Raw genomic sequence first — 21639 nt, 5'->3', positions numbered from 1 at the left:
ATACATGCAACGCATAACCGGCCATGACTAGGACGAGAGCTTTGACGTGCCACGTACGAGAATTGGGTGATCGACCTCGTCGGAGGCTGTCGGATCGGGGTGGCGGCGTTCGTAGCCGGGGTGACGGCAGCCCGGGCGGCGGCCGACCAGAGTGAAAGAGGAACCGATGGCGCAGTACCTGATCTCCGTACTCGACGACACGACCGGATCGGCCACCGACGCGGAGATGGCCGCGATCGGTGAGTTCAACGAGCGGCTGCGAGCCGACGGCCACTGGGTCTTCGCCGGTGGCCTCGCGGCGCCGGAGACGGCCACCGTCGTGGACGCGCGGGACGGTGGCCCGGTGCTCACCGACGGGCCCTACCTGGAGACGAAGGAGTACGTCGGCGGGTTCTGGATCATCGACGCGCCGGACTTCGACGTGGCGCTCCCGCTCGCCGCGCTGGCGTCGCAGCGGTGCAACAGGCGGGTCGAGTTGCGGCCGTTCCTGGGCGCGTGACCGACGTCGGCGAGGTGCTCACCCGGGTCCACCGTGAGGAGTGGGCCCGGGTGGTCGCCACGCTCGCCCGGCGCATCGGCGACCTCGACGTCGCCGAGGAGATGGCAGCCGAGGCGTTCGCCGCCGCCGTCGAGCGGTGGTCGGCCGACGGCGTACCGCCGAACCCCGGCGCGTGGCTCACCACCACCGCGTACCGGCGGGCCGTCGACCGGATCCGGCGCGAGAGCCGGCGGGAGGACAAGCACCGGGAGGCGCTGATGCTGGCCGACGTCCCGGAACCGCTCGGTGTCATCGACGACGACCGGCTCCGCCTGATCTTCACCTGCTGCCACCCGGCGCTGGCCATGGAGGCGCGGGTGGCGTTGACGCTGCGCCTGGTCGGCGGGCTCACGGTGCCGGAGATCGCGCGGGCGTACCTCGTCCAGGAAGCCGCTATGAGCAGGCGGATCACGCGGGCCAAGACGAAGATCAAGGCGGCCGGGATCCCGTACCGGGTGCCGTCCCGCGACGACCTGCCGGCCCGGGTCAGCGGCGTGCTCGCCGTCCTGTACCTGATCTTCAATGAGGGCTACCTCGCGTCCGATCCCGGCAAGGAGGCGGTGCGTGCGGACCTGACCGCCGAGGCGATCCGGCTCACCCGGCTGGTCCGTACGCTGCTGCCCGACGACCACGAGGCCACCGGTCTCCTGGCGCTGATGCTGCTCACCGAGGCCCGCCGGCCCGCCCGGGTGTCCGCGACGGGCGAACTCGTCGTCCTCGCCGAGCAGGACCGCGGCGCCTGGAACCGCCAGCTCATCGCCGAGGGGCACGCCCTGGTCCGCGCGTGCATCGCCGCCGGCCGGCCGCCGGGCCGCTACCAGATCCTCGCCGCGGTCAACGCCGTCCACACCGACGCCCGCGACGCGCGGGACACCGACTGGGCGCAGGTCGCCGCGCTCTACGACCATTTGGTACGCGTCGACCCGTCGCCGATCGTGCGGCTCAACCGGGCCGTGGCGGTCGCCGAACTCGACGGGCCGCAGGTCGCGCTCGCCGAGGTGGACGGGTTGCCGCTGGACGGCTATCACGCGTACCACGCGACGCGCGCCGAGTTGTTGCGCCGGATGGGGCGGGGTGGGGAGGCGCGTGAGGCGTACGAACGGGCGATCGAGCTGGCCGGGAACAGCGCGGAGACGGCCTATTTGAGGCGGCGGCGGGACCAGTTGAGCGGCCGGTGAGTCTCGCCGCGCAGTACGACTCAGGGCCGGTCCCGTGCGGGAACCGACCCTGTCGTCTGCGAGCGGAGGATACGAGATTCGAACTCGTGAGGGTGTAAACCCAACACGCTTTCCAAGCGTGCGCCCTAGGCCTCTAGGCGAATCCTCCGCGAGCCAGGATACAGGTCTCCCGACGGCGGGCCACCCCACCCTCCCGGAAGATCCACAACCCTTCGGGTAGGCTTGGCGTCACCTCCCGTGCGGCGGTACCTCGTGAACCTCCCCAGGGCCGGAAGGCAGCAAGGATAAGCGAGCTCTGCCGGGTGCACGGGAGGCCTTTCTGTCTCCCGGGCCGGGTAACGTCGCTGCGGGTCGGGTCACGGGGTGGTGGGTGGTCACCCGGGGCCGACCGGCGCAGAATGGCTCGGTCGAGAGGAGGCGGGACGGGTGGCACTGGCCCTTTACCGCAAGTACCGGCCGCGGACGTTCGCCGAGATGATCGGCCAGGAGCAGGTCACCGAGCCGCTGTCGCAGGCGCTGCGCAGCGGGCGGCTGAACCACGCCTACCTCTTCTCCGGTCCGCGGGGCTGCGGCAAGACCTCCAGCGCCCGGATCCTGGCCCGCTCCCTCAACTGCGAACAGGGCCCCACCCCCGAGCCGTGCGGGCAGTGTGACTCGTGTCGCGGGCTGGCTCCCGACGGCGGCGGCTCGATCGACGTCATCGAGATCGACGCGGCCAGCCACGGTGGTGTCGACGACGCCCGTGAGCTGCGCGAGAAGGCGTTCTTCGCCCCGGCCCGCAGCCGCTTCAAGATCTACATCATCGACGAGGCGCACATGGTCTCGTCGGCCGGCTTCAACGCCCTGCTCAAGCTGGTCGAGGAGCCCCCGGAGTACGTCAAGTTCATCTTCGCCACCACCGAACCGGAGAAGGTCCTCGGCACGATCAAGTCGCGGACCCACCACTACCCGTTCCGGCTGTTCCCGCCGAAGGTGGTCCGCCCCTACCTCGAGCAGCTCTGCGAGGCAGAAGGCGTCAAGGTCGAGCCGGCGGTCTTCCCGCTGGTGGTGCGCGCCGGCGGGGGCAGCATGCGCGACAGCCTCTCCGTGCTCGACCAGCTCATCGCGGGCGCCGGCCCGGAGGGCGTCGACTACGCCCGGGCCGCCGCGCTGCTCGGTGTCACCGACGCCGCGCTGATCGACGAGATGTGCGACGCGCTCGCCGCCGGTGACGGCGCCGCCGCGTACGCCACCGTCGACCGGGTCGCCGAGGCCGGGCACGACTCGCGCCGCTTCGCCTCCGACCTGTTGGAACGTCTCCGCGACCTGATCGTCCTGCAGCAGGTGCCCGATGCCGCCGCCAGGGGCCTCATCGACGGCCCGGCCGACCAGATCGAGCGGATGGCCGCCCAGGCCCACCGCCTCGGCCCGGCCACGCTGTCCCGCTGCGCCGACATCGTGCACAACGGCCTGGTCGAGATGCGCGGCACCACCGCGCCCCGGCTGCTGCTGGAGCTGATCTGCGCGCGCATGCTCCTGCCCGGCGCGGACGACTCCTCGGCCGGCCTGCTTCAGCGCCTGGAGCGGATGGAGCGCCGGCTGACGCTCGGGGGCGCCGAGCTGCCGCCGGCCGCCGCCGACTCCGCGCATCCCACTCAGAACCAGGGGGTACGCCCGGCGGCTCCCGCCCCGGGCGCGGCTGCCGCCGCGGTCCACCCGGATTCCGCCGGCACGCCGGCGGCTGCCGGTGCCCCGGCCGGTGCCGCCGCCGCACGTGCCGCTGCCGCCGCTGCGGCGGGTGCCCGGAACGCCGCCCCTGGTTCCCGCCCCGGCTCTGCCGTCGGGGCTACCGGCACCCGTCCCGCCCCGGCTGGTGCGGCTGCCGACTCCGGCCCGTCCGCCGCCGAGTCGGGCCCGGGTCTCGCCCTGGCGGCGACCGAAGCGACAGCGGCTGCCGAGGTCCACCCCGACACGGACGCCGGGTTCCCCGCGTCGGCCGCCGCCGGCTCGGCGACTTCCGGTCAGGCTGCTGCCCGACGCCCGGTACCGCCGTCCGCGGTGATGCCGGATCCGGCCACGCCCGAGCCGCCCCGCCCCGGAGCGGGCAATCCAGGCGCGCTCGACGCGGTCGCGGTGCGCCGGGTCTGGCCCGAGGTGGTCGGCAAGGTGAACCGCAGCAACAAGCGGATCGCCGCGCTGATGCGTGACGCGGTGGTACGCGACCTGGACGGCGACACGCTCGTGCTGACCGTGAAGTCGACGGTGCTGGCGAAGATGATGGCCGATCACGCCGCCGTGCTGACCGACGCGCTCTACGAGGAGCTGGGCGGTCGCTGGCAGATCCGCTGCGAGGTGGCGGGCGAGCGCGGCGCGGCCTCACTCGGCGGCCCGTCCCGCCCGTCCGGGGCGAGCCGCGCGCAGGCCGACGCCGCACCGGGCCGCAACGCGTCCGACAGCGCTCCGGCCCGCCCGGTGACCGCCCCGCCTGGTCCGGCGTCCGACGCCGTGTCCGGTCGCCCGGATGCCGGGGCGGCAGGTACCGCTCAGGGCCGTCCGGACGCCGATGCGGGGCGTGTCCGCCCGAACGCGGGCGCGGCGGACGCCGGGTATGGACAGGACACCTCCGGCTCGGACGGCACCACGGGCAGAGGAGCCACGGGCAGCCCGGCCACCGGCAGTCAAGGTGCGAGAAGCCAGGCCGGGGGACCGCCGGGCCGGGCCGGCGCGGGTTCGGCCGAGGCCTCGCACCGGCCGGCGGCGACCGCTGCTGTCGACCAGGCCGGCGAGGAGGACTGGCCGGAGCCGGCCCGACCCGGTGGCGCGGCCACCGGCACGGCCTCGGCGACCAGCACCGCCTCGGCGGCGAGCACCGGCGACGGGGAGGGCTGGCCGGCGGCGGCCCGTCCGGGCGGGGGCACGGCGACCGCTACCGCGCCTGTCGTCGTACCCAAGCCTGCTGCACCTGCGGCGGCGCCTGCCGGTGGGGCGCGGCCGGCGGGGGCGAAGAACAGCGCGATCGCGGCGGCGCGTGCGGCTGCGGCGGCGGCCGCTGCGGGCGGTGGTCCGGGCAAGGGGCCGCGCGCGGCGCAGCCGGCGCGGAAGACGGCCGATGCCGAGTGGGCGGGCGAGCCGCCCTACGACCCGGACTTCGACGGCCCGGTGCGGGGCGGGGGCGCGCCGGCGGCGGCGCCTGCCTACGAGGGTTTCGATCCGGGTGACGAACCGCTGGACGACGTGATCGACGAGCGGACCGCCCGGCAGTCGAGCGAGGAGCAGGCGGTGCAGCTGCTGCGTGAGACGTTCGGGGCGGAGAAGATCGACGAGGTGGACGCGCGCTGAGCGCGCGCCGACCGCGATTCAGCGGTGCCGTGGCCCGACTAGGCTGGTCGCGGCCGAGCAGACGAGTGGAAGAAGGAGCGGTCCGTGCGCCCAGGTGGACAGCCGAACATGCAGCAGATGCTGAAGCAGGCGCAGAAGATGCAGCAGCAGATCGCCAAGGCCCAGGCCGAGCTGGCCGAGGCGGAGCTGACCGGCACCGCCGGCGGTGGCCTGGTCACCGCGACCGTCGCCGGCACCGGTGAGCTGAAGGCGATCAAGATCGACCCGAAGGCGGTCGACCCGGAGGACGTCGAGACGCTCGAGGACCTGGTCGTCGCGGCCGTGCACAACGCCGCCGAGGCGGCCCGCGAGCTGACCGAGAAGAAGATGGGCCCGCTGGCGGGCGGCATGGGCGGCCTCGGCCTGCCCGGGTTCTGAGCCGGCAGATGTACGAGGGTGCCATCCAGGATCTGATCGACGAGCTGGGCCGGTTGCCGGGCGTGGGCCCGAAGAGTGCCCAGCGGATCGCGTTCCACGTGCTGTCGGCGGATCCGGCCGACGTCAACCGGCTGGCCGGCGCGCTGCGCAAGGTCAAGGACCTGGTGCGGTTCTGCACGACCTGCTACAACGTGGCCGAGTCGGAGCAGTGCCGGATCTGCCGCGACCCACGGCGTACCGACGAGGTGCTCTGCGTGGTCGAGGAGCCGAAGGACGTGGTGGCGATCGAGCGGACCGGCGAGTTCCGCGGGCGCTACCACGTGCTCGGCGGCGCGATCAATCCGCTGGAGGGCATCGGCCCGGACAACCTGCGGATCCGTGAGCTGATGACCCGCCTCGGCGGCGGCGAGGTCCGTGAGCTGATCCTCGCCACCGACCCGAACACCGAGGGCGAGGCGACAGCCACCTACCTGGCGCTGATGGTCAAGCCGATGGGGATCGCCGTGACCCGACTCGCGAGTGGACTGCCGGTCGGCGGCGACCTGGAGTACGCCGACGAGATCACGCTGGGCCGGGCCTTCGAGGGCCGACGGGCCGTCTGAATCCAGTCGTGCCGCCTCCGGCGGGTGCCCTCCGGGGTGCCCGCCGGACGTGTCTCCGGGCCGGACCGGACGCCCGTCGATCTAACAGGAACGTGCGTCCGGGACCGGATCGACGTAATAAATTCGCCCTTCAAACCGACGAAAGTTCGGCGATGCAAGGGATTATCCTTCGATTCGTATGCCTCGTTGCGGAACAGACACGATTCGATACCAACCCACCCCCCGCCGGTTTCCGGGCCGTCCGCCCGAGGGCTAAGGTCTGCGCACATCGGTGACCCTGTCACCACGTTGTCCGTACCCCCAAGGACGAGGTGAAAGCACCATGCGTGCATCCAGGCCGAAGGTCGCAATCGCGGCCGTCGCGGTCGCGGCCCTCGCGGTTGCAGGCTGCGCCGAGAGCGACCGTGAGAGTGGCTCCGGAGATAGCAAGAAGGACACCCTCGTCTTCGGCGTCGCCGGAGACCCGAAGGTGCTCGACCCCAGCTTCGCCAGCGACGGTGAGTCGCTGCGCGTGGCGCGCCAGGTCTTCGAGACCCTGGTCCGTCCGGAGGAGGGCGGCACCAAGGTGACGCCGGGCCTCGCCGAGTCCTGGACGCCGGACGCGGCGGGCACCACCTGGACGTTCAAGCTCCGCTCGGGAGTCAAGTTCCACGACGGCACCGACTTCAACGCCGAAGCCGTCTGCGCCAACTTCGACCGCTGGTACAACGCCAAGGGCCTCATGCAGAGCCCGGACGTGACCGCCTACTGGCAGGACGTCATGGGCGGGTTCGCCAAGAACGAGGACCCGGAGCTGGGGCCGAGCCTCTTCAAGTCCTGCACCGCCAAGGACGCCACCACTGTGGACCTCGCGTTCACCCGGGTCTCCAGCAAGATCCCGGCCGCGCTGATGCTGCCGTCGTTCTCGATCCAGAGCCCCAAGGCGATGGAGCAGTACGACGCGAGCAACGTGACCGGCACCGCCGAGGACATCAAGTACCCGGCGTACGCGATGGAGCACCCGACCGGCACCGGCCCGTTCAAGTTCAAGGCGTGGGACATCGCGAACAAGTCGCTCACCATCGAGCGCAACGACGACTACTACGGCGACAAGGCCAAGCTGAAGACCATCATCTTCAAGACGATCTCGGACGAGAACGCCCGCAAGCAGGCGCTCCGCTCGGGTGACATCCAGGGCTACGACCTGGTCGGCCCGGCGGACGTGGAGCCGCTGAAGAAGGAGGGCTTCAACGTCCTCACCCGGCCCGCCTTCAACATCCTCTACCTGGCGATCAACCAGAAGGGGAACCCGAAGCTGGCCGACCTGAAGGTCCGGCAGGCCATCGCGCACGCGCTGAACCGGCAGGCCCTGGTCGACTCGAAGCTGCCCCCGGGCGCCAAGGTCGCGATGAACTTCTTCCCGGACACCGTCGAGGGCTGGAACGGCGACGTCACCAAGTACGACTACAACCCGGAGAAGGCCAAGCAGCTGCTGGCCGAGGCGGGCGCGTCGAACCTGACGCTGAAGTTCCACTACCCGACCGAGGTCACCCGGCCGTACATGCCGAACCCGAAGGACATCTTCGAGCTGCTCTCGGCGGACCTCAAGGCGGTCGGCATCAACGTCCAGGCCATCCCGCTGAAGTGGAGCCCGGACTACCTCAACGCCACCACCTCCGGCAACAAGCACGACCTGCACTTCCTCGGCTGGACCGGTGACTACGGCGACGCGTACAACTTCATCGGCACCTTCTTCGACCGCCAGAAGGACGAGTGGGGCTTCAACAACCCCGCGCTCTTCGCGCAGTTCAAGGACGCCGACACCACCGCCGACGTGGCGGCCCGGACGGAGAAGTACAAGGCGCTGAACAAGACGATCATGGACTTCCTGCCGGGTGTGCCGATCTCGCACTCCCCGCCGGCGATCGTGTTCGGCAAGGACGTGACCGGGGTCAAGGCGAGCCCGCTCACCGACGAGCGGTACGCGACCGCAGAGTTCAAGTGATCTGAAGGCACCGTACGCGGGCGGGCGCTGTGACCACAGCGCCCGCCCGCACCCCTCCGCACACCCTCCGAGGCGCCCGTGTTCCGGTTCATCATCAGACGCCTGCTACAGCTGATACCCACGCTGTTCGGGCTCTCCGTCCTGCTGTTCATCTGGCTCCACCGACTTCCGGGCGGGCCCGAGACCGCGATCCTCGGTGAACGGGGCACGCCCGAGACGCGCGCCGCCATCCGGCGCAACCTCGGCCTCGACGAGCCGATCCTGGTCCAGTACGCCCGCTTCCTGCGGCGGATGATCCGGCTCGACCTGGGCACCTCGACCGGTACGAAGCGGGCCGTCACCACGGAGTTCGTGGAGCGGTTCCCCGGCACCGTCGAGCTGACCGTCATGGCCATGATCCTCGCGGTCGGCATCGGCATCCCGCTCGGCTACCTGGCCGCCCGCCGCCGGGGCCGGTTCCTCGACCACGCCTCGGTCGGCGGATCGCTCATCGGCATCTGCATCCCGGTCTTCTTCCTGGCGTACGTGCTCAAGGCGATCTTCGCGGAGAACCTGGGCTGGTTCCCCTCCAGCGGCCGGCAGGACCCGACCATCGGGGCGACCCGGGTCACCAACTTCTTCGTCCTCGACGGGCTCATGACCCGCGAGTGGGACGCCGCCGCCGACGCGCTGTGGCACCTCGTGCTGCCGGGCGTCGCGCTCGCCAGCATCCCGCTCGCGATCATCGTCCGGATCACCCGGGCCAGCGTGCTGGAGGTGCTCAACGAGGACTTCGTCCGGACCGCCGAGGCCAAGGGCCTGACCGAGCGGACCGTCCGCCGCCGGCACGTGCTGCGCAACGCCATGCTGCCGGTGGCCACCTCGATCGGTCTCCAGACCGGTCTCCTGCTCTCCGGCGCGGTGCTCACCGAGACCGTGTTCGCGTTCAGCGGCATCGGCGCGTTCGTCGCCGAGTCGATCAGCCAGCGCGACTACCCGGTGCTGATGGGCTTCATCATGATCATTGCGGTGGTGTACGTGCTGGTGAATCTCCTGGTCGACCTCTCCTACAGCGTGATCGACCCGAGGGTGAGGGTGCGATGACCATCACCGGTGGCAAGAAGCGCGAGAAGATCGACCGGCTCGCCGAGCTGGCCGCCCGCGAGGACGAGCAGGGGGTGAGCCTCTGGAAGGAGGCGTTCCGCCGGCTGCGGCGCAATCCGGCGGCCGTCATCGGCGTGGTCATCCTGGCGATCTTCGTCCTGGTCGCGGTGATCGGGCCGTTCCTCGTCCCGTACAGCCCGACGGACTCCATCGGCATCCGCGAAGGACTGGTCAAGTCCGGCCAGGGCATCATCCCGGGCGTCTCCGCCGACCACTGGCTCGGCTTCGACCACCAGGGCCGGGACGAGTTCAGCCGGCTCATCGTCGGGGCCCGGCAGACGCTGCTCGTCGGCGTGGTCTCCACCCTGATCGGCCTCGCGGTCGGCGCGCTGATCGGCGGCGTCGCCGGTGCCGCGGCCGGTCTGGGCGGGCGCTGGGGCCGCTGGATCGACACCACCCTGATGCGCTTCATCGACATGCTGCTGGCCATGCCGAGCCTGCTGCTCGCGGTGAGCATCGCCGCGCTGCTCGGCGCCAGCCTCACCACCGTGATGATCGCTGTCGGTGTGGTGTCGGTGCCGATCTTCGCCCGGCTGCTGCGGGGCTCGATGATCGCGCAGGCCAACAGCGACTACGTGCTGGCCGCGACGTCGCTCGGCGTGAAGCGGTCCAAGATCGCCCTCACCCACGTGGTGCCGAACTCGATCGCCCCGGTCATCGTGCAGGCCACGCTGACGCTGGCGACCGCGATCATCGAGGCGGCCGCGCTGTCCTTCCTCGGTCTCGGCAACCCCGACTCGGCCATCCCGGAGTGGGGCGTCATGCTCGCCGACGCGCAGCCGTACCTGGGCATCCGGCCGGGACTGGCGATCTATCCGGCGCTCGGCATCATCATCACCGCGCTCGGGTTCACCCTGCTCGGTGAGGCGATGCGCGAGGCTCTCGATCCAAAGCTGCGGAAGTAGGTCAGTCAGCCATGGCACTGCTCGAAGTGGACGACCTCTCCGTCACGTTCGCCCGTCGTGGGCAGCGCACCGTGCACGCGGTGGACGGGGTGTCCTTCTCGGTCGACGCCGGCGAGGTGGTCGGCCTGGTCGGCGAGTCCGGCTGCGGCAAGAGCGTCACGTCGCTGGCCATCATGGGCCTGCTGCCGAAGCAGCCGGGCCTGCGGGTCGGTGGCAAGGCGGTCTTCGACGGCACCGACCTGCTCCAGCTCGACGACCGGTCCCGCCGCGACATCCGCGGCCGGGATGTCGCGATGATCTTCCAGGATCCGCTCTCCTCGCTGAACCCGGTCATCCCGATCGGGCTCCAGGTGACCGAGGTGCTCGCCCGGCACCGGGGCATGAGGGGCGAGGCGGCCACCAGGGAGGCGGCCGACCTGCTCGACCGGGTGGGCATCCCGGACCCGCGGCGGCGCCTGAAGGAGTACCCGCACCAGCTCTCCGGGGGCATGCGGCAGCGGGCGCTGATCGCCATGGCGGTCGCCTGCCAGCCTCGGCTGCTGATCGCCGACGAGCCGACCACCGCGCTCGACGTCACCATCCAGGCGCAGATCCTGGAACTGCTCAAGGACCTGGTCCGGGACTCCGGCACCGCCCTGGTCATGATCACGCACGACCTCGGCGTGGTCGCCGGCATGTGCGAGACCATCAACGTCCTCTACGCCGGCCGGGTGGTGGAGACGGCCACCCGCCGTCCGCTGTTCCGCCAGCCCCGGCACCCGTACACCGAGGGGTTGCTCGGTTCGGTGCCGCGCCTGGACGCCGGCCGCGGCGAACGGCTGAACCCCATCCCCGGCTCGGTGCGCGACGTGCTGCCCTGGCCGGACGGCTGCGCGTTCGCCCCGCGCTGCACCCGCCGCGTCGACGCGTGTGTGGGCGAGCCGCCGGAGCTTGTGCTCACCCACGACGCGCGCAGCTACCGCTGCGTCAACCCGGTGCCGGTCCCCGGCCTGACCCCGGAGGCGGACACCCGCGCGACCGCGCCGACGACCGCCGAACCGGGTGCGGTGCCGGCCCAGGCCGAGCCGGCCGACCCGCCCGCCGTGCCCGGCTTCGGACCGGCTCCGCGCGAGGAGGAGACCCCATGAGCGACAACGACATCCTCGTCGAGGTCCGCGACCTGAAGGTGCACTTCCCGATCCGCCGGGGCGTGCTGTTCGACCGGACCGTCGGGCACGTCAAGGCGGTCGACGGGGTCGACCTGAGCATCCCGCGCGGCAAGACGTACGGGCTGGTGGGCGAGTCGGGCTGCGGCAAGTCCACGCTCGGCCGGGCGCTGCTCCAGCTCAACCCGCCGACCAGCGGCGAGGTGAAGTTCGACGGCGTCGAGCTGACCACGCTGCCCGCCGGCAAACTGCGCACGATGCGCCGCCGGATGCAGATGATCTTCCAGGACCCGATGTCCAGCCTGGATCCCCGCCAGAACGTCGAGTCGATCCTGACCGAGGGCCTCCAGACCCACGGCATCGGCGCGAACCGGGACGACCGGCGGCGGATCATCGGCGAGACGCTCGACGCGGTCGGCCTGCCGAGGTGGGCGCTGTCCCGCTACCCGCACGAGTTCTCCGGCGGCCAGCGCCAGCGCATCGGCATCGCCCGCGCGCTCGTCCTCGGCCCGGAGCTGATCGTCGCCGACGAGCCGGTCTCCGCGCTGGACGTGTCGATCCAGGCGCAGGTGGTGAACCTGCTCGACGAACTCCAGGACAGCCTCGGCCTGACGTACCTGGTCATCGCGCACGACCTGGCCGTGGTGCGGCACATCTCCGACGTGGTCGGCGTGATGTACCTGGGCGCGCTGGTGGAGGAGGCGCCGAGCGACCGGCTCTACACCGAGCCGCTGCACCCGTACACCCGGGCGCTGATGTCGGCGGTGCCGGTGCCGGACCCGGACGTGGAGGACCGGCGCGAGCGCATCCTGCTCGCCGGTGACCTGCCGTCGCCTGCCAACCCGCCGTCGGGCTGCCGGTTCCACACCCGCTGCCCGTGGGCGCAGCCGACCCGCTGTGCCGACGAGCGGCCGGAGCTGCGCTCGATCGGCGCCAGCCGGGTGGCCTGCCACTGGGCCGAGCAGATCGCCGCGGGTGAGCTGCGCCCGCACGAGGTGACCGCGAAGATCACCCGGCCGGAGGGCGAGGGCGAGGAGCCGGGCGTGGTCTCCGCGCCCAGCGAGCCCGGATCGTACGTCTGACACGACAAGGCGCGTCCCCACCCGGCCCGGGTGGGGACGCGCTTTGTCGTCGGTCAGCCCTCGGGGCGGTTGAGCAGGCCCACCGCGATCGTGTGCACGGCGTCCAGCGCGGCCGGGTCGGCCAGCGGCGCGGAACCGCCGGTGACCGCGTACCACTCGTCGGCGTCCTTGTACTGCACCCGCAGCGTCACCCGGCCGTCGGCGTGCTCGGTGCGCAGCGTCAACTCTCCGGTCACCACGCCCACCTCGTCGGTCATGACCCCGCCCGGCCCGGCGGTGATGTCAGCGGTGCGGTCCGCCGGTCCGCCCGGCGCGCCGCCGGCCGGCGCACCCGGCACCGCGTCGGCGGTCATGCCCGCCCCGGCGACGTCGGCGGGTGCCGGCTGCCGGCCGTCAGCCGTCATCCCGGCCGAGGCCGGACCGGCCGGTGCGGACTCCGGGGCCGGTGCGCCGCCTGCCTCCGGCGCCGGTGTGGCGTCCGGCCCGGTCACGGTTTGCTCGCCCATGTGCAGCCCTCCAGCATGTCGGTGAGAGCGGCCTTCTCGGCACTTGTCACAGTCAGCCGCCAGTAGTGCTTGACCGTCACCCAGTCCGCCGCGTACTGACACCAGGACGACCGGTTCGGCGGCTTCCACTGGGACGGATCCTGGTCACCCTTTGCCCGGTTGGACCGCGCCGAAACCGCGATGAGCTGCGGCCGGGTCAGGTCGTTGGCGAAGTCGCCGCGCTTCGAGTCGTCCCACTCGTCCGCGCCCGAACGCCACGCGGCGGCCAGCGGCACGGTGTGGTCGATGTCCACGCCCGACGGATCGTTCAGCACCACCCCGTCGTAGACGCTCTCCCACCGGCCGCCGACCACGTTGCAGCCGGACAGCTTGATGCCCTCGCCGTCGCGTTGCAGCACGCTGTCGCGTACGTCGCAGTTCTTGCCGGTGCCGCGCCAGTGCGGGAAACGGGAGCGGCTGTAGCCCTTCATCGACCCGGCGGTGGCCACGGTCAGCTCACCGAGCTGCTTGTTGACGTTCCCGGCGGCGCTCGGCGGCGCCTCCGGCTCGGTGACCGACACGTCGCAGCCGGCCACGCCGAGGGCCAGCACCGCGCTCAGCGCGGCCGCCAGCCCGGCTCGGGCTCCTGATCTCGTACGCACAGACGACACCTCTCCAGCTTGCGTGCTCCGGGCGAGTCCGCACAGTACCCGGCGGCGGTTTCCGCGATTCGTGGCGTCGAGGGTGGGCGGCGGGCAGAGTGGTGAGACGTGACCGCACCCGCTCCCGCGCTGCGTACCGGCTCCGCCGCCGGGCGCGGCACGCTGCTCGCCGCGATCCTCGCCTCGGGCATGGTGTTCCTGGACAGCACGGTCGTCAACGTCGCGCTGCCGCGCCTCGGTGCCGAACTGGACGCCACAGTCGCCGGTCTGCAGTGGACCGTGAACGGCTACCTGCTCATGCTCGCCGCGTTCGTGCTGCTCGGCGGTGCGCTCGGGGACCGGTTCGGGCGGCGGCGCGTCTTCCTGTTCGGTGTGGTCTGGTTCGCTGTGGCGTCGGTGCTCTGCGGGCTGGCCCAGGACACCGGCTGGCTCGTCGCCGCCCGGTTCCTCCAGGGCGCCGGCGGGGCGCTGCTCACCCCCGGCTCGCTGTCGGTGCTCCAGGCCAGCTTCCACCCGGACGACAGGGGCCGGGCGATCGGCACCTGGTCCGGGCTGTCCGGGGTGTCCACAGCGCTCGGTCCGCTGCTCGGCGGCTGGCTGATCGACACGCTCTCCTGGCGGTGGATCTTCTTCGTCAACCTGCCGCTGGCCGTCGGCGTGGTGCTCGCCGCACTGCGCTGGGTGCCGGAGAGCCGGGACGAGGAGACGTCGCGTACCGGGGAGGGGCGGCGGTTCGACGTGGCAGGCGCGCTGCTCGGCGCGCTCGCGCTCGGCGGAGTCACGTACGCGCTGATCGACGCGCCGGCGCGTGGCCTGGACTCCCCGGCGGTGCTGGTCACGGCGGTGCTCGGGGTGGCCGCCGTGGTGGTCTTCGTGCTCGTCGAGCGGCGGCGCGGCGACACCGCGATGCTGCCCACCGGGCTGTTCTCCAGCCGGCTGTTCTCCGTGCTGAACGTCTTCACAGTGGTGGTGTACGCGGCGCTCGGCGGGTTCACCTTCTTCCTCGCCGTCTACCTCCAGAACGTGGTCGGCTGGTCGGCGCTGCTCACCGGCCTGGCCACGGTGCCGATGACGGTGCTGCTGCTGGTCGGCTCGCCGCGCGCGGGCGCGCTGTCGGCCCGCATCGGCCCCCGGCTGCCGCTCACCGTCGGCCCGGTGATCGCCGCGGTGGGTCTGCTGCTGTTGCGCCGGGTCGGGCCGGGCGCGTCGTACTGGGTGGACGTGCTGCCGGGCGTGGCACTGTTCGGCGCCGGGCTCACGCTCGTGGTGGCGCCGCTGACCACATCGGTGCTCGGTGCCGTCGCGGACCGCTTCGCCGGGGTGGCGAGCGGATTCAACAACGCCGCCTCCCGGGCCGGCGGCCTGCTCGCGGTGGCCGCGCTGCCGCTGCTGGTCGGGCTCTCCGGCACCGGGTACGAGCAGAAGGGCGCGCTCGCCGACGCGTACCGGGGGGCGCTGGCCTGGTGCGCCGGGCTGCTGCTGGCCGGCGCGGTGCTCGCCGCCGTGCTGATCCACCGCCCCCGGCGGGAGGGCGGGGCCCCCGCGTCACGCTGAGGCCCCGCCGTGCCGGAATCAGGCGCGGGTGCGGTTCACCGCGCTCGTGACCGCCTTGATCGAGGCGGTGACGATGTTGGCGTCCACCCCGACGCCCCACACCGTGCGGCCGTCCACCTCGCACTCCACGTACGCGGCGGCCTGCGCGTCACCGCCGGAGGACAGCGCGTGCTCGTGGTAGTCGAGCACCCGTACCGCCACGCCCAGGGACTGCAGCGCGTTGACGTACGCGTCGATCGGGCCGTTCCCGACGGCGGTGAGCGCGCGGGTCTCGCCGCCGAAGCCGACGCGGGCGTCGATCTCGACCTTGCCGTCGACGGTGCCGATCGTGTACTCGGCCAGCTTCACGGCCGGGTCGACCTGGTGGTCGACCAGGTAGTTGCGGGCGAAGATCTCCCACATCGCGCCCGGCTCGACCTCGCCGCCGTCGTGGTCGGTGACCTGCTGCACCACGCCGGAGAACTCGATCTGGAGGCGGCGCGGCAGGTCGAGCTGGTGCTCGGTCTTCATGATGTACGCGACGCCGCCCTTGCCGGACTGCGAGTTGACCCGGATGACCGCCTCGTAGGTGCGGCCCAGGTCCTTCGGGTCGATCGGCAGGTAGGGCACCGCCCAGGTGAAGTCGTCCACCGGCACCCCGGCCGCCGTCGCGTCGGCGTGCAGCGCGGCGAAGCCCTTGTTGATCGCGTCCTGGTGCGAGCCGGAGAACGCGGTGTAGACCAGGTCGCCCGCGTACGGGTGGCGCTCGTGCACCGGCAGCTGGTTGCAGTACTCGACGGCCCGCTTGACCTCGTCGATGTTGGAGAAGTCGATCATCGGGTCGATGCCCTGGGAGAACATGTTCAGGCCCAGCGTCACCAGGTCCACGTTGCCGGTGCGCTCGCCGTTGCCGAACAGGCAGCCCTCGATCCGGTCCGCGCCGGCCAGCAGGCCCAGCTCGGCGGCGGCCACGCCGGTGCCCCGGTCGTTGTGCGGGTGCAGGCTCAGCACCAGGCTGTCCCGCCGGGGCAGCCGCCGGTGCATCCACTCGATCGAGTCGGCGTAGACGTTCGGCATCGCCATCTCGACGGTGGCCGGCAGGTTGATGATCAGCTTCCGGTCCGGCGTCGGGTCGATCACGTCGATCACCGCCGAGCAGACCTCCAGCGCGTACTCCAGCTCGGTGCCCGTGTACGACTCCGGCGAGTACTCGTAGTGGATGTCGGTGTCCGGGGTGTGGATCTCCGCGTACTTCTGGCACAGCCGCGCGCCCTGCGTGGCGATGTCGGTGATGCCGTCGCGGTCCAGGCCGAAGACCACCCGGCGCTGCAGCGTCGAGGTGGAGTTGTAGAAGTGCACGATGGCCCGGCGGGCGCCGCGCAGCGACTCGAAGGTCCGCTCGATCAGGTGCTCCCGGCACTGGGTCAGCACCTGGATGGTGACGTCCTCGGGGATCAGGTCCTGCTCGATCAGCTGCCGTACGAAGTCGTAGTCGGTCTGGCTCGCCGACGGGAAACCGACCTCGATCTCCTTGTAGCCCATCTGCACCAGGAGCTGGAACATCCGGCGCTTGCGCTCGGGCGACATCGGGTCGATCAGCGCCTGGTTGCCGTCGCGGAGGTCGACTGCGCACCAGCGGGGCGCGGCCTCGACGCGGCGGGTCGGCCAGGCGCGGTCCGGCAGGTCGACGCCGAACTCACGGTCGTACGGGACGTAGCGGTGGACCGGCATCCGGCTGGGGCGCTGGCTGGCGAACGGATCGGTCTCGGTGACAGGTTGAGCCATCTCGGAGTGCTCCCTGGAACATGTGGCGTCAGCAGATCGGAAAGGTGTCGGCGAGATGCCGGGCGACGGTGCGCGGCGGTGCCGAGAAGAAGATCGGATGTGCTGGACGGCGCGTTTCTACTCCGCGACGAGGTGCCGGCCGGTCAGGCCTCGTCGCGGCAGCCAAGGAGAAGGTACGCGCGCCACATGACAGGGTCACCCTACGTGGTGGGACGTGCCGTGGGAAGGCTGGTCCGGACTATGGGACCAGAGTCACGGAGTCGGAGGACTTCGCCACGCCCGGTAGCCGAGGTGTCCGCTCCGCCCGGGTCACCGCGGGCACGATCGCCAGCCCGACGAGGGTGAAGATCGCCGCGGCCGGGTACCAGCCCCAGCCGCCGGTGCTCACGCCGAGCGCGGTCAGCCCGGCCGGAGCGATCAGGAACTGCACCTGGGAGCCGAGCCCGAACGCGCCGACGTACGCGCCGCGCTGGGCGGCGGGCGGCAGCGTGGCGGTGAGTCCCCAGGCGCCCGCCGACTCGATCAGCTCCGCCAGGATGAGCAGCGTCGCGGCGGCGACCAGCACCGCCACGGTGAGCGGTCCCCGGGTCGCGCCGGAGATCGGCAGGACCACGCAGAACGCGGCGATCAGCACCGCGCCCCGGCGGGACGCCCGGGCCGCGCCCGGCGCGTCGTCCGCGCCCCGGCTGGCGCGTACCTGGAACAGCACGATCAGCACGGTGTTGAGCAGCACCAGCCCGGCGATGATCGTCTTCGGCGCGTCGGTGTGGGTGAGGATCCACAGCGGCATCACCGTCAGGTAGAGCGTCTGGTGCGCGGTGAGCAGCCCGGAGAGCAGCGCGACGGCCATGAAGGGCCGGTCCCGCAGCACCGCCAGCCGGCTCATCGGCTCGGCGGGACGGGTCACCTCCGGCAGCCGGGGCAGGCGGCGGACGAAACCGGCGGTCACCAGGAAGACCACGGCGATGAACCAGACCATCCCGCGGTACGCCCAGATCGTGTCGACGGCCAGCACCAGGCCGCTGATCAGCGCGCCGACCCCGAAGCCGACGTTCAGCGAGGAGCGCTGGTAGGCCATCGCGGTGACCCGTTCCTCCGGGCGCAGCACGTTGATCGAGTAGACCTGGCGGGCCACGCCGGTCGCCGCGCCCGTCACGGCCAGCGCGATCACCACCGCGAGGAACCCGGCGACGCCGCCGACGAACGGGTACGCGGCGAACAGCGCCGCGTCCAGCAGCAGGCAGACGATCCACACCCGCTGCGGCCCGTACCGGTCGGTGAGCCCGCCCAGCGGCACGGTGCCGAGCAGGGACGCCCCGGCGGCGAGTGAGAGGCCGAGCCCCACCTGGGCCGGGCTCAGCCCGAGCGCCCGGGTGAAGAAGACGGCGCTGCCCGCCTGGAACAGGCCGGTGCCGACGGCGAAGACCATCGCCTGCACGGCCAGGGCGCGGGTCAGGCCGGCCGGTGGTACGACGTCGCGGACGGCGGTGCGGATGCTGTCTCTGGCCCCCATGACCGGTAAGCAGATCGTGCCCCCCACGCCAGGGGCGAGCCTTTTAGGCTGAGCCGAATCGGGGGGTGCGCATGTCCGAGTTGCGGTTCACGCTGGCCGACGTCGCGGGCGTGCGGTTCGGTGTGTCGCCGGCCAACGAGACGGTCATGAGCATGTGGGCGCTTGCCGACCCGGCCCGCTATCCGGTGCACCTGCAGTGGATCGACCGGGCCCGGACGACGCTGCGCCGCCCGGAGGTGGCCGAGCGGGTCGCTCCGCTGGTGCATCTCACCCTGCCGCGCCGCTGGCTGCCCGACTTCCTCACCCCGGCGGCCCGCCCGGGGGTGGAGATGGACGGCCAGCTCGACCAGATCGCCGCGACGCCGCCCGGCGTGGTGGTCAGGGACCTGCTCGCGACCACGCCGAGCGGACCGCTGCGCCCGTTCGGCCGGGCGTTGCTCGCCGACCCGACCGGGCTGTTGCCGCGGCTCGTCGAGGCGATGCGGGTCTGGTACGACGAGGCGATCGCCCCGGACTGGCCGCGGATGCGGGCGGTGCTCGACGCCGACGTCGCGTACCGGGCGGCCCAGCTCGCCGAGGGCGGGACGGGGAAGCTGTTCGAGCGGCTCCACCCCGGCCTGCGGTGGCTCGGCGACCGGGTGGTCAGCGACGACCCGTTCGAGCGGGACTTCGACCTGCGGGGGCGAGGGCTGGCGTTGAACCCGAGCGTGTTCAGCCGTCAGCGGGTGCTGTGGAACCTGCTGGAGGACTCGTTGCCCGCCGCGGCGTACCCGGTGCGGGCGGTCGGGACGCTCTGGGAACGCGCGCCGGAGCCCGAGGGCGATCCACTGGTCCGGGTGGTGGGGGCCGGCCGGGCCGCGTTGCTGCATCTGCTGGACACGTCGGTGACGACCACCGATCTGGCCCGGATCACCGGGATGTCGGCGGGGAACGTCTCGCAGCACCTCTCCGCGCTGCACGCCGCCGGTCTCGTCGTCCGGTCCCGGTCCGGGCGGCACGTGCTCTACCGCAACACCGAGGTGGGCGCGGCCCTGTTGCGCGCGGCCCGCGGTTCCTGAGCGCTCGGGTCGTACGCCCAGCGCTACGGCGCTCCCGGGCTCGGGGCGTCCCGGCTCACCGGCTCGCCGTCGGTCACCGCGCCGGCCAGCTCGACGGAGCCCGGCGCGGCGCCGGGCTCGCCGGTCAGCGTCAGGGTGCCGAACCCGGCCCGTACCGCCGCCGGTGTGCCGTCCTCCCGGAAGCAGTAGATGCCCACGTCGAGCGGCGCGTTCAGCGACGCCGAGGTGCTGTCGACCGTGTAGCACGGGCCGTCGGCGCCCGGCAGCGGCTCGGCGGGGGAGACCGCGAGCGGCGCACGCCGGTCGGTCAGCACCTCCAGCCAGTCGGTGAACGGGTGCTGCACCCGGGGATCCAGCCGGCGCGGCACCGCGTCGTCGGCGTCGCCGAGGCGGACGCAGGTCGCCGACTGTGCCCAGCCGGCCGAGGGCAGCGCGCACTGGAACAGCCCGTCGGAGGTGCCGGCGAGTGAGACGTCCACCGTGCCGGCGTGCCCCCAGCCGGGCACGTCGACCCGCCAGCTGCCGTCGTTGGCGCTGGTGAAGGACACCGTGCGGGGGGCGCCATCGGCGGGCGCGAACGCGTACGTGGCGGTGAGGTGCCGGTCCTGCGCCGCGGCGGCCAGTCCGGCCAGTTCCTCGCGGGCGGCGTCCACCTGCACCGGGACCGGGTCGGCGGTGCCGGTGGGCGCCGCATCGGGACGGCCGCCGTCGCAGGCGGCCAGCAGTACCGGCAGGGTGAGCGCGAGCACGCCGGTCAGGCGGGCCGCACGTCGATGAGCGTGCACCGGCTCATTCTGCGTCGTGGGGACGCTCGCGGACAGCCCACCGTACGGCTGTACCGCTTGGCGTGTCGCGTACTCCCGGGCTGGTGAGCCGCCCCACGGCGAGGCCGGATGGTGGGATCACCCGACCCGGTGTCGCGGCCCGCCCGATAGGCTGAGGCGGTCTGACACGCGCCGCCGGACCGAGAGACCCGGCGGCGTCGGCACGCTCAGGGTCGTCGCTGGGAGGGAGTGCACCGTCGTGGCACTCGTGGTGCAGAAGTACGGCGGGTCCTCCGTCGCCAACGCCGAGCGGATCAAGCGGGTGGCCGAGCGCATCGTGGCCGCGCGCAAGGCCGGTGACGACGTGGTGGTGGTGGTGTCCGCCATGGGCGACACCACCGACGAGCTGCTCGACCTGGCCAACCAGGTCAGCCCGCTGCCGCCGGGCCGCGAGCTGGACATGCTGCTCACCGCCGGGGAGCGGATCTCCATGGCGCTGCTCGCCATGGCCATCCACAACCTGGGGTACGAGGCCCGCTCGTTCACCGGTTCCCAGGCCGGCGTGATCACCACCTCGGTGCACGGCCGGGCCCGGATCATCGACGTGACCCCGGGGCGGCTCAAGGGCGCGCTGGACGAGGGCGCGGTGGTCATCGTGGCCGGCTTCCAGGGCGTCTCGCAGGACACCAAGGACGTGACCACGCTCGGGCGGGGCGGCTCGGACACCACTGCAGTGGCGCTCGCCGCCGCGCTGGAGGCGGACGTCTGCGAGATCTACACGGACGTGGACGGCATCTTCACCGCCGACCCGCGCATCGTGCCGAACGCGCGGCACATCAAGCTGATCACCTACGAGGAGATGCTGGAGCTGGCCGCCTGCGGCGCGAAGGTGCTGCACCTGCGCAGCGTCGAGTACGCGCGGCGCGCGGGCTTGCCGATCCACGTCCGTTCGTCATACTCGACCAACACCGGCACGATGGTCACCGGATCGATGGAGGACCTTCCTGTGGAACAGGCACTGATCACCGGGGTCGCCCACGACCGCAGCGAGGCGAAGATCACGATCGTTGGCGTGCCCGACGAGCCGGGCGCCGCCGCGTCGATCTTCGACACCGTGGCTGGCGCGGAGATCAACATCGACATGATCGTGCAGAACGTGTCCACCGAGGGCACCGGCCGCACGGACATCTCGTTCACGCTGCCCAAGGCCGACGGCCCGACCGCGATGACCGCGCTCAGCAAGATCCAGGAGTCGGTCAAGTTCAAGGGCCTGCTGTACGACGACCACGTCGGCAAGGTCTCCCTGATCGGCGCGGGCATGCGCTCGCACCCGGGCGTGGCCGCCGGCTTCTTCGCCGCCCTCGGCGCGGCCGGCGTGAACATCGAGATGATCTCCACGTCGGAGATCCGGGTCTCCGTGGTCTGCCGCGACACCGACCTCGACAAGGCGGTCCGGGCCATCCACGACGCCTTCGAGCTGGGTGGTGACACCGAAGCCGTCGTCTACGCCGGCACCGGGCGGTAACG

18 protein-coding genes, 1 tRNA gene and 1 other RNA gene are annotated in these 21639 nt (G+C 72.2%); 14 read left to right on the top strand and 6 right to left on the bottom strand.

Annotated elements, in window-relative coordinates; genetic code table 11:
- Positions 1-166: 166 nt before the first annotated feature.
- A complete protein-coding gene (locus tag GA0070562_RS23240) occupies positions 167-499 on the top strand; it encodes a YciI family protein (RefSeq protein WP_091425909.1) in 333 nt (110 codons plus the stop codon).
- Positions 496-1716: an RNA polymerase sigma factor gene (locus tag GA0070562_RS23235; RefSeq protein WP_091425906.1), complete on the top strand. Its 1221-nt coding sequence runs from the start codon at positions 496-498 to the stop codon at positions 1714-1716. Before GA0070562_RS23240 ends, GA0070562_RS23235 begins: the two co-directional genes overlap by 4 nt.
- Positions 1717-1779: 63 nt before the next feature.
- Here the strand turns inward: GA0070562_RS23235 and GA0070562_RS23230 are convergent.
- Positions 1780-1864: transfer RNA gene (locus tag GA0070562_RS23230), tRNA-Ser, on the bottom strand.
- Positions 1865-1945: 81 nt separating this feature from the next.
- Here GA0070562_RS23230 and ffs point away from each other — a divergent pair.
- The 9 genes from ffs to GA0070562_RS23185 all read left to right on the top strand — a co-directional run bounded on the left by ffs (position 1946) and on the right by GA0070562_RS23185 (position 12312).
- Positions 1946-2035: signal recognition particle sRNA small type (gene ffs / locus GA0070562_RS23225), an RNA gene on the top strand.
- 107 nt (positions 2036-2142) lie between these two features.
- The gene (locus GA0070562_RS23220) at positions 2143-5034 is read left to right on the top strand and encodes a DNA polymerase III subunit gamma and tau (RefSeq protein WP_091425904.1); all 2892 of its coding nucleotides are present in this window, start codon (positions 2143-2145) and stop codon (positions 5032-5034) included.
- 108 nt (positions 5035-5142) lie between these two features.
- Positions 5143-5451, top strand: a complete 309-nt coding sequence (locus tag GA0070562_RS23215) for a YbaB/EbfC family nucleoid-associated protein (RefSeq protein ID WP_064446817.1) — start codon at positions 5143-5145, stop codon at positions 5449-5451.
- An 8-nt stretch (positions 5452-5459) separates the two neighbouring features.
- Complete coding sequence (gene recR, locus GA0070562_RS23210) at positions 5460-6053, top strand: recombination mediator RecR (RefSeq protein WP_013289050.1); 594 nt, start codon at positions 5460-5462, stop codon at positions 6051-6053.
- A gap of 322 nt (positions 6054-6375) precedes the next feature.
- On the top strand, positions 6376-8037 hold the full coding sequence (locus GA0070562_RS23205) for an ABC transporter substrate-binding protein (RefSeq protein WP_091425902.1): 1662 nt from the start codon (positions 6376-6378) through the stop codon (positions 8035-8037).
- Positions 8038-8115: 78 nt separating this feature from the next.
- The gene (locus tag GA0070562_RS23200) at positions 8116-9120 is read left to right on the top strand and encodes an ABC transporter permease (RefSeq protein WP_091425900.1); all 1005 of its coding nucleotides are present in this window, start codon (positions 8116-8118) and stop codon (positions 9118-9120) included.
- Complete coding sequence (locus GA0070562_RS23195) at positions 9117-10085, top strand: ABC transporter permease (RefSeq protein WP_091425898.1); 969 nt, start codon at positions 9117-9119, stop codon at positions 10083-10085. The genes GA0070562_RS23200 and GA0070562_RS23195 overlap by 4 nt, the downstream gene beginning before the upstream one ends.
- An 11-nt stretch (positions 10086-10096) precedes the next feature.
- Positions 10097-11212: an ABC transporter ATP-binding protein gene (locus tag GA0070562_RS23190; RefSeq protein WP_091425897.1), complete on the top strand. Its 1116-nt coding sequence runs from the start codon at positions 10097-10099 to the stop codon at positions 11210-11212.
- A complete protein-coding gene (locus tag GA0070562_RS23185; RefSeq protein ID WP_091425895.1) occupies positions 11209-12312 on the top strand; it encodes an ABC transporter ATP-binding protein in 1104 nt (367 codons plus the stop codon). The genes GA0070562_RS23190 and GA0070562_RS23185 overlap by 4 nt, the downstream gene beginning before the upstream one ends.
- Before the next feature lie 53 nt (positions 12313-12365).
- Here the strand turns inward: GA0070562_RS23185 and GA0070562_RS23180 are convergent, their stop codons facing one another.
- Positions 12366-12818: a hypothetical protein gene (locus GA0070562_RS23180; RefSeq protein ID WP_091425892.1), complete on the bottom strand. Its 453-nt coding sequence runs from the start codon at positions 12816-12818 to the stop codon at positions 12366-12368.
- The gene (locus tag GA0070562_RS23175) at positions 12800-13459 is read right to left on the bottom strand and encodes an HNH endonuclease family protein (RefSeq protein WP_091425889.1); all 660 of its coding nucleotides are present in this window, start codon (positions 13457-13459) and stop codon (positions 12800-12802) included. Before GA0070562_RS23175 ends, GA0070562_RS23180 begins: the two co-directional genes overlap by 19 nt.
- A gap of 108 nt (positions 13460-13567) precedes the next feature.
- On the opposite strand from GA0070562_RS23175, the gene GA0070562_RS23170 reads away from it, so the two are divergent.
- Positions 13568-15013, top strand: a complete 1446-nt coding sequence (locus GA0070562_RS23170) for an MFS transporter (protein WP_091425885.1) — start codon at positions 13568-13570, stop codon at positions 15011-15013.
- 18 nt (positions 15014-15031) lie between these two features.
- Here the strand turns inward: GA0070562_RS23170 and leuA are convergent, their stop codons facing one another.
- Both leuA and GA0070562_RS23160 read right to left on the bottom strand, forming a co-directional pair.
- Positions 15032-16777: a 2-isopropylmalate synthase gene (leuA, locus tag GA0070562_RS23165; protein ID WP_091425883.1), complete on the bottom strand. Its 1746-nt coding sequence runs from the start codon at positions 16775-16777 to the stop codon at positions 15032-15034.
- Between the two features lie 238 nt (positions 16778-17015).
- Positions 17016-18290: an MFS transporter gene (locus GA0070562_RS23160; protein WP_091425882.1), complete on the bottom strand. Its 1275-nt coding sequence runs from the start codon at positions 18288-18290 to the stop codon at positions 17016-17018.
- A 71-nt stretch (positions 18291-18361) separates the two neighbouring features.
- On the opposite strand from GA0070562_RS23160, the gene GA0070562_RS30780 reads away from it, so the two are divergent.
- A complete protein-coding gene (locus tag GA0070562_RS30780) occupies positions 18362-19348 on the top strand; it encodes an ArsR/SmtB family transcription factor (protein WP_091425880.1) in 987 nt (328 codons plus the stop codon).
- A 23-nt stretch (positions 19349-19371) separates the two neighbouring features.
- Here the strand turns inward: GA0070562_RS30780 and GA0070562_RS23150 are convergent, their stop codons facing one another.
- On the bottom strand, positions 19372-20133 hold the full coding sequence (locus tag GA0070562_RS23150) for a hypothetical protein (RefSeq protein ID WP_254663857.1): 762 nt from the start codon (positions 20131-20133) through the stop codon (positions 19372-19374).
- Between the two features lie 238 nt (positions 20134-20371).
- Here GA0070562_RS23150 and GA0070562_RS23145 point away from each other — a divergent pair, with 238 nt between their 5' ends.
- The gene (locus GA0070562_RS23145) at positions 20372-21637 is read left to right on the top strand and encodes an aspartate kinase (RefSeq protein WP_091425876.1); all 1266 of its coding nucleotides are present in this window, start codon (positions 20372-20374) and stop codon (positions 21635-21637) included.
- Positions 21638-21639: the final 2 nt, after the last annotated feature.

It is taken from the genome of Micromonospora tulbaghiae (genome assembly GCF_900091605.1).
Classification (GTDB): domain Bacteria; phylum Actinomycetota; class Actinomycetes; order Mycobacteriales; family Micromonosporaceae; genus Micromonospora; species Micromonospora tulbaghiae.
This window is presented reverse-complemented; position numbering and strand designations above follow the sequence as displayed.